This window comes from Klebsiella sp. X1-16S-Nf21 (genome assembly GCF_002837615.1).
GTDB classification, from domain to species: domain Bacteria; phylum Pseudomonadota; class Gammaproteobacteria; order Enterobacterales; family Enterobacteriaceae; genus Klebsiella; species Klebsiella variicola.
The window spans coordinates 23,140-37,146 of sequence record NZ_PJDK01000013.1 but is presented as its reverse complement, the minus strand read 5'-3'; the positions used below and the strand labels follow the sequence as shown (position 1 = coordinate 37,146).

10 protein-coding genes are annotated in these 14,007 nt (G+C 55.7%); 4 read left to right on the top strand and 6 right to left on the bottom strand.

Annotation, left to right across the window (positions count from 1 at the left end):
- Positions 1-161: 161 nt before the first annotated feature.
- From asnB to nagB, 5 genes are all read right to left on the bottom strand, one after another.
- A complete protein-coding gene (gene asnB, locus CW267_RS08385) occupies positions 162-1,826 on the bottom strand; it encodes an asparagine synthase B (protein ID WP_008805652.1) in 1,665 nt (554 codons plus the stop codon).
- A 278-nt stretch (positions 1,827-2,104) separates the two neighbouring features.
- Positions 2,105-2,857, bottom strand: a complete 753-nt coding sequence (locus CW267_RS08380; RefSeq protein ID WP_008805653.1) for an HAD-IIA family hydrolase — start codon at positions 2,855-2,857, stop codon at positions 2,105-2,107.
- 128 nt (positions 2,858-2,985) lie between these two features.
- Positions 2,986-4,206 (bottom strand): DNA-binding transcriptional regulator NagC, encoded by a 1,221-nt coding sequence (gene nagC / locus CW267_RS08375; protein ID WP_008805654.1) that lies wholly within the window; start codon positions 4,204-4,206, stop codon positions 2,986-2,988.
- Between the two features lie 8 nt (positions 4,207-4,214).
- Entirely contained in the window at positions 4,215-5,363 is a 1,149-nt protein-coding gene (nagA, locus tag CW267_RS08370; protein WP_012542447.1) for an N-acetylglucosamine-6-phosphate deacetylase, read from the bottom strand.
- A 113-nt stretch (positions 5,364-5,476) separates the two neighbouring features.
- Positions 5,477-6,277: a glucosamine-6-phosphate deaminase gene (gene nagB, locus CW267_RS08365; protein WP_012542446.1), complete on the bottom strand. Its 801-nt coding sequence runs from the start codon at positions 6,275-6,277 to the stop codon at positions 5,477-5,479.
- A 315-nt stretch (positions 6,278-6,592) separates the two neighbouring features.
- On the opposite strand from nagB, the gene nagE reads away from it, so the two are divergent.
- From nagE to chiQ, 4 genes are all read left to right on the top strand, one after another.
- A complete protein-coding gene (gene nagE, locus CW267_RS08355; RefSeq protein ID WP_100781414.1) occupies positions 6,593-8,548 on the top strand; it encodes a PTS N-acetyl glucosamine transporter subunit IIABC in 1,956 nt (651 codons plus the stop codon).
- 178 nt (positions 8,549-8,726) lie between these two features.
- Positions 8,727-10,394, top strand: coding sequence for a glutamine--tRNA ligase (gene glnS, locus CW267_RS08350; protein WP_012542445.1), 1,668 nt, complete (start codon positions 8,727-8,729; stop codon positions 10,392-10,394).
- A gap of 437 nt (positions 10,395-10,831) precedes the next feature.
- Positions 10,832-12,235: a chitoporin ChiP gene (chiP, locus tag CW267_RS08340; protein ID WP_008805658.1), complete on the top strand. Its 1,404-nt coding sequence runs from the start codon at positions 10,832-10,834 to the stop codon at positions 12,233-12,235.
- 47 nt (positions 12,236-12,282) lie between these two features.
- Entirely contained in the window at positions 12,283-12,615 is a 333-nt protein-coding gene (gene chiQ / locus CW267_RS08335) for a ChiQ/YbfN family lipoprotein (RefSeq protein ID WP_022065692.1), read from the top strand.
- A gap of 51 nt (positions 12,616-12,666) precedes the next feature.
- On the opposite strand, the gene CW267_RS08330 is transcribed toward chiQ, so the two are convergent.
- A complete protein-coding gene (locus CW267_RS08330) occupies positions 12,667-13,962 on the bottom strand; it encodes an MFS transporter (RefSeq protein WP_012968692.1) in 1,296 nt (431 codons plus the stop codon).
- Positions 13,963-14,007: the final 45 nt, after the last annotated feature.

Genomic DNA, 14,007 nt, shown 5'->3' with positions numbered 1-14,007 from the left:
TCAAGGAAAATCGTTGTAATGTGACTGTTTGGTTAGGTTGCGAACAGCTCGCTGCAATATTCGGCAATTATTGGTTATTTATCGTTTTTCAGCGGCATAAATCCTGCAAAAAGAAAACGGACCCCGGAGGGTCCGTTTCGCGTTTCACCGCCCGTCAGGGCTTATTTGTAGGCTGACTGGTGGACGCCCACCGCACGGCCTGATGGATCGTTCATGGTCTTGAACGCTTCATCCCACTCAATGGCTTTCGCTGAAGAGCAGGCCACCGACGGACCGCCAGGGACACACTCCGCCGCGCTCGGCAGCGGGAACAGCTCTTCGAAGATCTCGCGGTACAGATAGCCTTCTTTGGAGGTCGGCGTGTTGTACGGGAAACGGAAGCTCGCCGTTTCCAGCTGCTGATCGCTGATCTGCTTCGCGGCCACTTCTTTCAGCGTATCGATCCAGCTGTAGCCGACGCCGTCAGAGAACTGCTCTTTCTGCCGCCAGGCAACGCTGGCCGGCAGGTAGGATTCAAAGCATTCACGCAGCACGTGTTTTTCCATTTTGCCGTTGCCGCACATCTTATCCTGCGGGTTGATGCGCATCGCCACGTCGAGGAACTTCTTGTCGAGGAACGGCACGCGGGCTTCCACGCCCCAGGCGGACATCGCTTTGTTGGCGCGGGCGCAGTCAAACATATGCAGCGCCTGCAGCTTGCGCACCGTCTCTTCGTGCAGTTCTTTGGCGTTCGGCGCCTTATGGAAATAGAGGTAGCCGCCGAACACTTCGTCCGAACCTTCGCCGGAAAGCACCATTTTGATGCCCATGGCTTTAATTTTACGCGACATCAGGTACATCGGCGTCGAGGCGCGAATGGTGGTCACGTCATACGTTTCGATGTGATAGATAACGTCGCGGATCGCATCCAGCCCTTCCTGGACCGTAAAGTGAATTTCGTGGTGTACGGTGCCGAGGTGGTTGGCCACTTCCTGCGCCGCTTTCAGGTCAGGAGAGCCTTCCAGACCGACCGCGAAAGAGTGCAACTGCGGCCACCAGGCTTCGCTACGCTCCTGATCTTCGACGCGACGGGCGGCGAATTTCTTGGTGATAGCCGAGATGACCGATGAATCAAGACCGCCGGAGAGCAGCACGCCGTAAGGCACGTCGGACATCAGGTGGCTTTTCACCGACTCTTCCAGCGCCTGGCGCAGCTCGTTCTTATCGGTAACGTTGTCTTTCACCGCGTCGTAATCGAACCAGTCACGCTGATAGTACTGGCGAATTTCGCCGTCTTTGCTCCACAGGTAGCTGCCCGCCGGGAACTCTTTAATGGTGCGGCATACCGGCACCAGCGCTTTCATTTCGGAGGCGACATAGAAGTTGCCGTGTTCGTCATGGCCCATATACAGCGGAATAATACCGATATGGTCGCGACCAATTAAGTACGCGTCTTTCTCGCTGTCGTACAGGGCGAAGGCGAACATCCCCTGCAGGTCGTCGAGGAACTCAGGGCCTTTTTCCTGATACAGCGCGAGGATCACTTCGCAGTCAGAGCCGGTCTGGAACTGATAGCGATCGCCATACTCCGCGCGCAGCGCCTGATGGTTGTAGATCTCGCCGTTAACGGCCAGCGCATGGGTTTTTTCGGCGTTGTACAGCGGCTGGGCACCGGCGTTGACGTCGACAATAGACAGGCGCTCGTGCGCCAGAATCGCTTTGTCGCTGGCATACACGCCAGACCAGTCCGGACCGCGATGGCGCATCAGGCGGGAAAGCTCCAGCGCCTTTTTACGCAGCTCGCCTGCGTCAGTTTTAATATCCAGTACGCCAAAAATAGAACACATAGCCTTCTCCATTACCCTGTCGTGTTTGATGTTGTGCTGGCTTCGTCTCGTGGCGAAGCCTGAGTGCGTGCTTAAGAAAATGCCGTAAAGGGGGCGCTGGCGCAAGGGTTTTGCGGCCTGAAAAAGAAAAAACGCAACTGTGATTGTTGAACAGTAAAAAAAGAGTATCTTTTGAGCGACTTTATTGAAGAATACGCATTTATAGGCCGTTTTTATTAGATGGATGACTTTTGGCAGGCGCTATAAATGAAAAACCACGTCCTGCGACGTGGTTGGCATCAGAAAATATCGATTTCCGCGACGGAAGGGTAAATCCACGACGGGCGAAACGGCATGCTGTCGATGTCATCGAGGGTGGAGACGCCGGAGAGCACCAGAATAGTCTCCAGCCCCGCCTGGAAGCCGGCCAGAATGTCAGTGCGCAGGTTATCGCCGACGATCACCGTCTGCTCGGAGTGAGCCTGCATTTTGTTCAGCGCTGAACGGATGATCCACGGGCTGGGTTTACCGACGTAAAACGGCTTACGGCCGGAGATCTTCTCGATCCCGGCGCACAGCGCGCCACAGGCCGGATAGTAGCCGCGACCGTGCGTATCCGGGTTGGTAGCAATGAAGCGGGCGCCGTTGGCAACGAAGAAGGCGGCCTTATGCATCATCTCCCAGTTGAATGAACGGGTTTCCCCGACGATGACAAAATCCGGGTTCACATCGGTGATGGTAAAGCCGGCTTTGTAGAGTTCGTGGATCAGCGCCCCTTCACCCACCACATAGGCTTTCTTGCCTTCCTGGCGGCGCAGGAAATCGGCGGTGGCCATCGCCGAGGTGTAAAACGCGGTATCCGGCACGTCGATGCCGGCGGTGGCGAAACGGTTGGCCAAATCCTGGCCGGTTTGCGACGGGTAGTTGGTCAGCATTACCAGCGGCATGCCTTTATCGAGGATGCGTTTGATAAACTCGGCAGCGCCGGGAACGGCGACGTTATCGTGCATCAGTACGCCGTCAATATCACAAATTATGTTTTGAATGGTCATGGTGGGTCCAGAATCATTAACAAAGACGAAACTATACTCGTCATCGATGAGGTTTCACATCGCTGGTGGACCATACCCACCAGCGACAGGGTGATGCGGATCGTTTCGCGCTATCAATAAAGAGGCGATTAGCTCTCAAGCAAACGCTGCAGCAGCGTGCCATTGAGCATAGCGCGTTTGACCAGCGCGAAGGCGCCAATCGCTGAGCGATGGTCGAGGGTAGAACGCACCACCGGCAGGTTCTTGCGAAACGCTTTCAGCGCCTGGGCGTTAATGCAGCCTTCGATGGCCGGAAGAAGGACCTTTTCAGCTTCCACTATTTCGCCGGCGACAACGATTTTTTGTGGGTTGAACAGGTTAATCGCGATGGCGATCGTTTTCCCGAGGTGACGCCCCACGTACTCAATCACCTCGCAGGCCAGGGCATCGCCCTTGTTGGCCGCTTTGCAGATAGTTTTGATCGTGCAGTCATCCGGCGTCAAACGGCTCTGGTAGCCCTGCTCAAGCAGGTGGCGAACCCGCTGTTCGATGGCGGCATTGGCCGCGACGGTCTCCAGACAGCCGAAGTTGCCGCAGTGGCAGCGCTCGCCCAGCGGATCGACCTGAATGTGGCCAATTTCGCCGACGTTGCCGTTCCGGCCAATAAAAATGCGCCCGTTAGAGATGATGCCCGCGCCGGTACCGCGGTGCACGCGCACCAGGATGGAGTCTTCGCAGTCCTGACTTGCACCGAAATAGTGCTCGGCCAGCGCCAGGCTGCGGATGTCGTGCCCGACATAGCAGGTGACGTTGAAGCGTTTTTCCAGCGCTCCGACCAGGCCCCAGTTTTCCACCGCAATATGCGGCATATAGCGGATCACGCCGCTTTCCGGGTCGACGAGGCCTGGCAGGATCACCGAGATGGCGATCAGCTCGCGAATTTTGCGCTGACAGTTTTCGATAAAGGTGGCGATGATATTCAGCAGGGCGTGTTCCAGCGTTTCCTGGGTGCGCTCGGGCAGGGGAAAATGTTCCTCTTCCAGGGTCTTGCTGCTTAAATCATACAGGGTCAGAGTGGCGTCATAGCGGCCAAGCCGCACGCCGATGGCGTTGAAGTTGCGGGTTTCAGCGATGATAGAGATAGCGCGGCGGCCTCCGGTGGAGGCCTGCTGATCGACTTCTTTGATCAGGCCGCGCTCAATAAGCTGACGCGTGATTTTGGTCACGCTGGCAGGGGCAAGCTGGCTTTGTTCGGCTATCTGAATGCGCGAGATAGGCCCATGCTGGTCAATCAGGCGGTACACGGCCGCGCTGTTCAGTTGTTTTACGAGGTCAACGTTACCAATTTGAGCTTGTCCGCCTGCTGTCATACTTTTACTTACTCAGTGACGACCTCGTTACCATTAACGATGGTCTTGGTGATTTTATAATCGCGTGTAAAGGCGGTCAGGTTAGCGACCATGCCCGGCGCAATGCTGCCGAGCTGCTTGTCCACACCGATAGCGCGCGCGGGATAGAGCGTCGCCATCCGCAATACTTCGTCCAGTGCCACGCCGCAATGCTCCACCAGATTACGCACCCCTTCAATCATGGTCAGGGAGGAGCCGCTGAGCGTGCCGTTTTCATCTACGCACAGTCCATTGCGGTAGTATATTGTTTTCCCGGCAAAAATGAACTGGTCAATATTCGCCCCCGCCGGCGCGGTGGCGTCGGTGACCAGACACAGTTTGTCGCCTTTCAGGCGCTTGGCGTTACGTACGTTGGCATAATCGACATGCATCCCGTCGACAATAATACCGCAGTAGACATCCGGCTCGTCAAAAATCGCCCCGGCCAGACCCGGTTCGCGTCCGGTAATATACGGCATCGCGTTATACAGGTGAGTGGCGAAGGTAATGCCGGCGCGGAAGCCGACTTTCGCCTCTTTCAGCGTGGCGTTGGAGTGGCCGGCGGAGACGACGATCCCGGCGGCAACCAGCTTGCGGATCACTTCCGGCTCAACGCGCTCAGGGGCGAGGGTCACCTTGGTGATCACATCGGCGTTATCGCAGAGGAAATCGACCAGCGCGGCGTCCGGTTTACGCACGTAGTCCGGGTTGTGGGTGCCTTTCTTGACGATATTCAGCCACGGCCCTTCAAGATGCAGACCCAGCGCCTGATTCGGGTGTTTTTGCAGGTATTCGCGCATGACGCGGATACCTTGCTTCATCAGATCGTCACTGGAGGTAATCAGCGTCGGCAGGAAGCTGGTGCAGCCTGAACGTTCGTTCGCCTTCTGCATGATCTCCAGCGTTTCAACGGTGACCGCCTCTGGGCTGTCGTTAAACTGCACGCCGCCGCAGCCATTGAGCTGAACGTCGATAAAACCGGGGGCAATTATTGCGCCGTTGACCGAGCGCTGCTCCATGTCAGACGGCAAATCCGCCAGCGGACAGAGACGTTCGATTAGGCCATCGGCGATAACAACCGCATGGTCATCGAGAATTTCATGACCGGTATAAACCCGGCCCTGGGTTAATGCATACATTACGACCCCCGGTATATACGCCCCATCAGGTCAGCGATCGTTCATTTGCCGCCGGCATGATGATGCATACAAAGAAAAAGAGGGTCCCGCGCAAGTGGCGGGACACGACTACATTACAGACCTTTAATATTTTCAGCTTCTAATTCGTTGAAATATTTCAGGGTTTTCACTTTCAGCTCCATGGTGGACGGCTCGTCGCAGACAATCACCGCCTTCGGATGCAGCTGCAGGCAGGTAATGGTCCACATATGGTTGACGTTACCTTCTACCGCCGCCTGCAGCGCCAGCGCTTTCTGATGACCCAGCACCAGAATCATCACTTCTTCTGCATCCAGCAGGGTGCCTACGCCCACGGTCAACGCGTATTTCGGCACCAGATCCACATCACCATCGAAGAAGCGGGAGTTCGCCACACGGGTGTCATGGGTCAGGGTCTTAATACGGGTGCGGGACGCCAGAGAAGAGGCCGGTTCGTTGAACGCGATGTGACCATCGTTGCCTACACCGCCCATGAACAGGTGGATTTTACCGTAGGAACGAATTTTTTCTTCATAGCGACGGCATTCCGCATCGATGTCCGGCGCGTTACCATTCAGCAGGTTGATATTTTCTGCCGGAATATCAACGTGGTCAAAGAAATTACGGTGCATGAAGCTATGATAGCTTTCCGGATGCTCTTTTGGCAGGCCGACATATTCATCCATATTAAAGGTGACGACGTGTTTGAAGCTAACCTGGCCTGCTTTATGCATTTCAACCAGCGCTTTGTAGGCGGTCAGCGGAGTGCCACCGGTAGGCAGACCCAGCACGAACGGGCGGTCCGCGGTCGGTTTGAATGCATTAATACGGTTAACGATGTGGCGGGCAGCCCATTTACCGACCTGCTCAGCGGTTACCAGGGGGATCAGTCTCATTCTTCACCTCTATAGTTAAAGTAGATTCTGGCGGATTGGCGCCAGCACTCTGAGGAGAGTATTGCAGCAACTGCGCCGACCGGGGTCAATCCGTGTTGATTTTTTGAATGATAAAATAAGTTTTCGATGTTAGCCAGTGAAAGGGAGGGGGGAATACGATATTTGGTGATAATTATCACAAAAAATACCCGTTTAATTTGCGATACGAATTAATTTTTCACACACTTTGCCGGTAAGTGATAAAACCGACCTTGTTACACAATAAAAAAGTGGCTTTGAAAATGAGCCTCATCGGGGTCTCATAGGGGGAATAAGATGAATATTTTAGGTTTCTTTCAGCGACTGGGTAGGGCGTTGCAGCTCCCTATCGCAGTGCTGCCGGTCGCGGCATTGCTGCTGCGTTTCGGGCAACCAGACCTGTTGAATGTACCCTTCATCGCGCAAGCGGGTGGGGCGATCTTCGATAATCTGGCGCTGATCTTCGCAATTGGTGTGGCATCAAGCTGGTCCAAGGATAACGCGGGTTCTGCGGCGCTGGCCGGCGCAGTAGGGTATTTCGTGATGACCAAAGCGATGGTCACCATCAACCCGGAAATTAACATGGGCGTGCTGGCCGGTATCATTACCGGTCTGGTGGCAGGGGCGGTGTACAACCGCTGGGCCGGCATCAAGCTGCCGGACTTCCTGAGTTTCTTCGGCGGCAAACGCTTCGTGCCGATCGCCACCGGCTTCTTCTGTCTGATCCTCGCCGCGATCTTCGGCTACGTCTGGCCGCCGGTGCAACACGCTATCCACTCTGGTGGCGAATGGATCGTCTCCGCAGGGGCGCTCGGTTCCGGTATCTTTGGTTTCATCAACCGTCTGCTGATCCCAACCGGTCTGCATCAGGTGCTGAACACCATCGCCTGGTTCCAGATTGGTGAGTTCACTAACGCCGCTGGCGCTGTGTTCCACGGCGACATCAACCGCTTCTACGCCGGCGACGGCACCGCGGGGATGTTCATGTCCGGCTTCTTCCCGATCATGATGTTTGGTCTGCCGGGTGCGGCGCTGGCGATGTATCTGGCGGCGCCGAAAGCGCGTCGTCCGATGGTCGGCGGTATGCTGCTGTCCGTAGCCATCACCGCGTTCCTGACCGGGGTAACCGAGCCGCTGGAATTCCTGTTCATGTTCCTGGCTCCGCTGCTGTACCTCCTGCATGCGGTGCTGACCGGTATCAGCCTGTTCATCGCAACGGCGCTGGGTATCCATGCGGGCTTCTCCTTCTCCGCAGGTGCAATTGACTATGTGCTGATGTACAGCCTGCCAGCGGCCAGCAAAAACGTCTGGATGCTGCTGGTTATGGGCGTGGTGTTCTTCTTCGTCTACTTCCTGCTGTTCAGCGCGGTGATCCGCATGTTCAACCTGAAAACGCCGGGTCGTGAAGACAAAGCCGCTGACGTGGTAACGGAAGAAGCCAACAGCAACACTGAAGAGGGCCTGACCCAGCTGGCGACCAGCTATATCGCCGCGGTGGGCGGAACGGACAACCTGAAAGCCATTGACGCCTGTATCACCCGTCTGCGTCTGACTGTGGGCGATTCGGCGAAAGTGAACGACGCGGCCTGTAAACGTCTCGGCGCGTCCGGGGTGGTGAAACTGAATAAGCAAACCATCCAGGTTATCGTCGGTGCGAAAGCAGAATCTATCGGCGATGAGATGAAAAAAGTGGTTACCCGCGGCCCGGTAGCGGCAGCAGCAGCCGCACCGGCTGGCAATGTCGCCACCGCAGCGCCAGCGGCTAAACCGCAGGCGGTAGCGAATGCGAAGACCGTTGAGTCGCTGATTTCGCCGATTACCGGTGACGTGGTGGCGCTCGAACAGGTGCCGGACGAAGCCTTCGCCAGCAAAGCCGTCGGCGACGGTATCGCGGTGAAACCGACCAGCAACATCGTTGTCGCGCCAGCGGCGGGTACTGTGGTGAAAATTTTCAACACTAACCACGCGTTCTGCCTCGAAACCAACAACGGCGCGGAAATCGTCGTCCACATGGGTATCGACACCGTGGCGCTGGAAGGCAAGGGCTTCAAACGTTTGGTTGAAGAGGGCACGGACGTGAAGGCCGGTGAGCCGATCCTGGAAATGGATCTGGACTTCCTCAACGCCAACGCGCGCTCAATGATCAGTCCGGTCGTCTGCAGCAACAGCGATGACTACAGCGCGCTGGTGATACTGGCGAGCGGTAAGGTCGTTGCCGGCCAGACGCCGCTGTATGAGATTAAAGGCAAGTAAGGCTCCTGAGTCGAGTTTATGCCTCAGCGGCGAAGGGAAACCTTCGCCGCTTTTTTTTCCAGCAATCGGCCCCATAATCCTCTTCTGATACCTATTTTACGTAACTAATAGTTGTCACTACGTCCTGCTTGTAAGATCATGTGCCGTTATACGTTGTTTACGCTTTGAGGAACCCGTGATGAGTGAGGCAGAAGCCCGCCCGACTAACTTTATCCGTCAGATCATTGATGAAGATCTGGCTACCGGTAAACATACCACCGTTCACACTCGCTTCCCGCCGGAGCCGAACGGTTATCTGCACATTGGCCATGCGAAATCCATCTGCCTGAACTTCGGCATCGCGCAGGATTATCAGGGTCAATGCAACCTGCGTTTCGATGACACCAACCCGGTGAAAGAAGATATCGAATACGTGGAGTCGATTAAAAACGACGTGCAGTGGTTAGGTTTCCACTGGTCCGGGGACGTTTGCTACTCGTCTGATTACTTTGATCAGCTGCATCAGTATGCGGTTGAGCTGATCAACAAAGGTCTGGCCTATGTTGATGAACTCTCTCCTGATGAAATTCGCGAATACCGCGGCACCCTGAAAGCGCCGGGTAAAAACAGCCCGTATCGCGACCGCAGCGTGGAAGAAAACCTGGCGCTGTTTGAAAAAATGCGCAGCGGCGGCTTCGAAGAGGGTAAAGCCTGCCTGCGCGCGAAGATCGATATGGCATCGCCGTTCATCGTGATGCGCGATCCGGTGCTGTACCGCATTAAGTTCGCTGAGCATCATCAGACCGGCAACAAGTGGTGCATCTACCCGATGTATGACTTCACCCACTGCATCAGCGATGCGCTGGAAGGCATCACCCACTCGCTGTGTACCCTGGAGTTCCAGGACAACCGCCGCCTGTACGACTGGGTGCTCGACAACATCAGCATTCCGGTTCACCCGCGTCAGTATGAATTCTCGCGCCTGAATCTCGAATACACCGTGATGTCCAAGCGTAAGCTGAACCAGCTGGTGACCGAGAAGCACGTGGAAGGCTGGGATGACCCGCGTATGCCGACCATCTCTGGTCTGCGTCGCCGTGGCTACACCGCTGAATCCATCCGCGAGTTCTGCAAGCGCATCGGCGTGACCAAGCAGGACAACACCATCGAGATGGCATCGCTGGAGTCCTGCATTCGTGAAGATCTCAACGAAAACGCCCCGCGCGCGATGGCGGTGATCGATCCGGTGAAACTGGTTATCGAGAACTATCCGCAGGGCGAAAGCGAAATGGTGGCGATGCCGAACCATCCGAACAAGCCGGAAATGGGCAGTCGTGAAGTGCCGTTCAGCGCCGAAATCTGGATCGATCGCGCTGACTTCCGTGAAGAAGCCAACAAACAGTACAAGCGTCTGGTGCTGGGTAAAGAAGTGCGTCTGCGCAATGCCTACGTGATCAAAGCGGAACGCGTGGAGAAAGATGCCGAAGGCAATATCACCACTATTTTCTGCACCTACGATGCCGATACCCTGAGTAAAGATCCGGCCGACGGTCGCAAGGTCAAAGGCGTGATCCACTGGGTGAGTGCGGCGCATGCGCTGCCGGTGGAGATCCGTCTCTACGATCGCCTGTTCAGCGTACCAAACCCGGGGGCGGAGGAAGATTTCCTCGCGGTAATCAACCCGGATTCGCTGGTGATTAAGCAGGGATATGCGGAGCCGAGCCTGGCGCAGGCCGAAGCAGGCAAAGCTTACCAGTTTGAGCGTGAAGGTTACTTCTGCCTCGACAGTCGCTATGCAAACGCCTCCAGTCTGGTGTTCAACCGCACTGTCGGGCTGCGTGATACCTGGGCGAAAGTCGGCGAATAAATTTCCCTCCCGTAAAAGCGTCGCACCTTGCGGCGCTTTTTTTTTGTTTCAGAATCAGCCAATTAAACTTTTCATTTTCGCGATGCGAATTAATCCTGTTACTGCGCGGTAATAAATAGCGCTTCTGATGTTTCCTGTCATATACAAAAAACCAATGTAATCGCTTTCAGTTCTTCTATTTTTCCCTGATTTTGCAATGACTTCCATGACAAAATTATCAGGGATAAGACTGTAACAAAAAGACATAAATTATGTGCGCTTTGTCATAATCTTAAGCTTTGCCTCACGAAAAACATTGATAATTCGCGTCACGAAAAATAGTCTATCTACAGTGGTTTCGCGGCCTTTTTCACCGCCCCACATTTTGCAGTTTTATTTATTTTTTTAGCGAATGACCGTTGGTCTTCGCCTTTTAAAACGTCAAAGAGGATATGCACATGCGTACGTTTAGTGGCAAACGTAGTACGCTGGCGCTGGCTATTGCCGCCGTCACCGCGATGTCGGGCTGGGTTGTGGTTCCGCAGGCCAGCGCAGCAGGCTTTATCGATGATTCAACCTTAACCGGCGGTATCTATTACTGGCAGCGTGAGCGTGACCGTAAAGATGTCACCGACGGCGACAAATATAAAACCAACCTTTCCCACTCCACGTGGAACGCTAACCTGGACTTCCAGTCCGGCTATGCTGCCGATATGTTTGGCCTTGATATTGCTGCATTTACCGCGATTGAAATGGCCGAGAACGGCGATAGCGGCCACCCGAACGAAATTGCCTTCTCATCGCGCAACAAAGCTTATGACGAAGACTACTCCGGCGATAAGAGCGGTATCAGCCTGTATAAAGCCGCCGCGAAATTCAAATATGGTCCGGCGTGGGCACGTGCGGGCTATATCCAGCCAACCGGCCAGACTCTGCTGGCCCCGCACTGGAGCTTTATGCCAGGTACCTATCAGGGGGCGGAGGCCGGGGCTAACTTCGACTATGGCACGGCGGGCGCGTTAAGTTTCTCCTATATGTGGACGAACGAGTATAAAGCGCCATGGCATATCGAGATGGACGATTTCTATCAGAACGACAAGAAAACCAAAGTTGATTATCTCCACTCCGTCGGCGCCAAATATGATTTCAAAAACGACCTGGTGCTGGAGGCGGCATTTGGTCAGGCTCAGGGCTATATCGATCAGTACTTTGCTAAAGCCAGCTACAAGTTTGACGTCGCCGGCGCGCCGCTGAGCACCAGCTACCAGTTCTACGGCACCCGCGATAAGGTCAGCAACGGCGGGGTCAATGACATCTATGACGGCACCGCATGGCTGCAGGCGTTAACCTTCGGCTATAAAGTGGCGGATGTGCTGGACCTGCGTCTGGAAGGCACCTGGGTGAAGGCCGATGGCCAGCAGGGCTACTTCCTGCAGCGTATGACGCCGACCTATGCCTCTTCCAACGGTCGTCTCGATATCTGGTGGGATAACCGCTCCGACTTTAACGCCAACGGCGAAAAAGCGGTCTTCTTCGGCGCGATGTATGACATGAAAAACTGGGATATGCCTGGCTGGGCGTTTGGCGCGTCTTATGTCTACGCCTGGGATGCGAAGCCGGGAAGAATGTCCTCTCCGGATGCGTACTATGACCCTGACTATCGCCTGAAAGAATCGGCTTACAGCCTGGATGCGTTGTATACCGTGCAGGAAGGTCGGGCGAAGGGCACCCTGTTCAAACTGCACTTTACCCAGTACGACAACCATTCCGATATTCCGAGCTGGAGCGGCGGCTACGGCAACATCTTCCAGGATGAGCGCGACGTGAAGTTCATGGTTATCGCCCCGTTCACTATTTTCTGATGCCTGCGCGGCGGGCGTGAGCCTGCCGCACCTCTGGGAGAACGACAATGAAAAAAATGCTGCTTATTGCCATGATGGCCTCGGGTCTGGTGGCCTGCGCCACGTCGCCGGCACCGAAAGAAGACACCAAACTGAAAGATGCCTATAGCGCCTGTATTAATACGGCGGAGGGGAATCCGGACAAGATTGAAGCCTGTCAGAGCGTACTGAATGTACTGAAAGAGGATAAACGGCACCAGCAATTTGCCAATCAGGAGAGCGTTCGCGTCCTGGATTACCAACAGTGTATTCAGGCCACCCGCACCGGCAACGATCAGGCGGTGAAAGCGCGCTGCGACCAGATCTGGAAGGAGATCCGCAGCAATAATACGACCCATTAAATCAGACGTTAGCGGCAAACGGGCGGAGCATACCTCCGCCCGTTTGTTTTTTTAGCGCTGACTCTCCGCCGGTTGATAGCCTCGGCTCAGCCGCACGAACAGCAGCGCGGTGGCAATGAACCCGCACAGCGCGGCGCACATTAGCCACCAGCCCGGCGCGCTTTTATCGCCGGTGAGCTCGACCAGGGCGGTAGAGATAGCCGGCGTCAGGCCGCCGAAAATGGCAGTAGCGAGACTAAAGGCCAGAGAGAATCCCACAGTGCGGACGTACACCGGCATCACTTCGGTGAGCGCCGCCACCATCGCGCCGTTATACATGCCAAAGAAGAACGAGAACCACAGCAGGACCAGTGTCATACGGGTGAAATCGGGCGCGGCGGTGAGCCAGTGCATCACCGGCCAGGTGGTGAGCAGCGCCAGCAGGGTAATGCCCATCAGCACCGGACGACGACCGATCCGATCAGAGATCGCCCCGCCAATCGGTAACCAGATAAAGTTGGAGATGCCCACCAGCATGGTCACCAGCAGGCTGTCGCGAGCGCTGAGGTGCAGCACCGCTCTGCCGTAGGTCGGCGTATAGACGGTGATAAAATAAAAGGTGGTGGTGGTCATCGCCACCAGCAACGTCCCGGCGGTAATAATGCGCCAGTTCCTGGCGATAGTGGTCAGGATCTCTTTAGTATCCGGGCGATGTTTACGCTGCAGGAACTCCTCAGTCTCCTGCAGCGAGCGGCGCAGCACGAAAATCAGCGGAATAATCAGGCAGCCAATGAAGAAAGGGATGCGCCAGCCCCAGTCGGCGATCTCCTCATGCTCAAGCGTGGCGTTCAGCGCATAGCCAATCAACGCCGCCATGACGATAGCCACCTGCTGGCTGGCGGACTGCCAACTGGTATAGAAGCCTTTATTGCCCGGCGTGGCGATTTCCGACAGATAGACCGACACCCCGCCAAGCTCGACGCCCGCGGAAAACCCCTGCAGCAAGCGGCCCACTAACACGAGGATCGGCGCCAGCACGCCGATGGTCTGATAGCCAGGCACCAGGGCGATGAGTAGCGTCCCGCAGCCCATGATCGCCAGGGTGACCATCAGCCCTTTGCGGCGACCGATTCTGTCGATATAGGCGCCGAGGACCACCGCGCCGATGGGGCGCATCAGGAAGCCCGAACCAAACACCGCAAAGGTCAGCATCAGCGCTGCGAACTCGCTCTCCGCCGGAAAGAAGGTGCGGGCGATATAGGTGGCATAAAAGCCAAACAGGAAAAAGTCGAACTGTTCGAGAAAATTACCGCTGGTCACGCGGAGGATAGCGCCGACGGTGCCGGCGCGCGTGGATTGTTGCGTCATAGGGTGTGCTCTCCATTGTCTTTATCTTGTTTTTATAGAGGTAAG

Excerpts from the sequence above, each read along its gene's own strand:
- asnB (WP_008805652.1), bottom strand. The coding sequence starts at position 1,826 with ATGTGTTCTATTTTTGGCGTACTGGATATTAAAACTGACGCAGGCGAG.
- CW267_RS08380 (WP_008805653.1), bottom strand. The coding sequence starts at position 2,857 with ATGACCATTCAAAACATAATTTGTGATATTGACGGCGTACTGATGCAC.
- nagC (WP_008805654.1), bottom strand. The coding sequence starts at position 4,206 with ATGACAGCAGGCGGACAAGCTCAAATTGGTAACGTTGACCTCGTAAAA.
- nagA (WP_012542447.1), bottom strand. The coding sequence starts at position 5,363 with ATGTATGCATTAACCCAGGGCCGGGTTTATACCGGTCATGAAATTCTC.
- nagB (WP_012542446.1), bottom strand. The coding sequence starts at position 6,277 with ATGAGACTGATCCCCCTGGTAACCGCTGAGCAGGTCGGTAAATGGGCT.
- nagE (WP_100781414.1), top strand. The coding sequence starts at position 6,593 with ATGAATATTTTAGGTTTCTTTCAGCGACTGGGTAGGGCGTTGCAGCTC.
- glnS (WP_012542445.1), top strand. The coding sequence starts at position 8,727 with ATGAGTGAGGCAGAAGCCCGCCCGACTAACTTTATCCGTCAGATCATT.
- chiP (WP_008805658.1), top strand. The coding sequence starts at position 10,832 with ATGCGTACGTTTAGTGGCAAACGTAGTACGCTGGCGCTGGCTATTGCC.
- chiQ (WP_022065692.1), top strand. The coding sequence starts at position 12,283 with ATGAAAAAAATGCTGCTTATTGCCATGATGGCCTCGGGTCTGGTGGCC.
- CW267_RS08330 (WP_012968692.1), bottom strand. The coding sequence starts at position 13,962 with ATGACGCAACAATCCACGCGCGCCGGCACCGTCGGCGCTATCCTCCGC.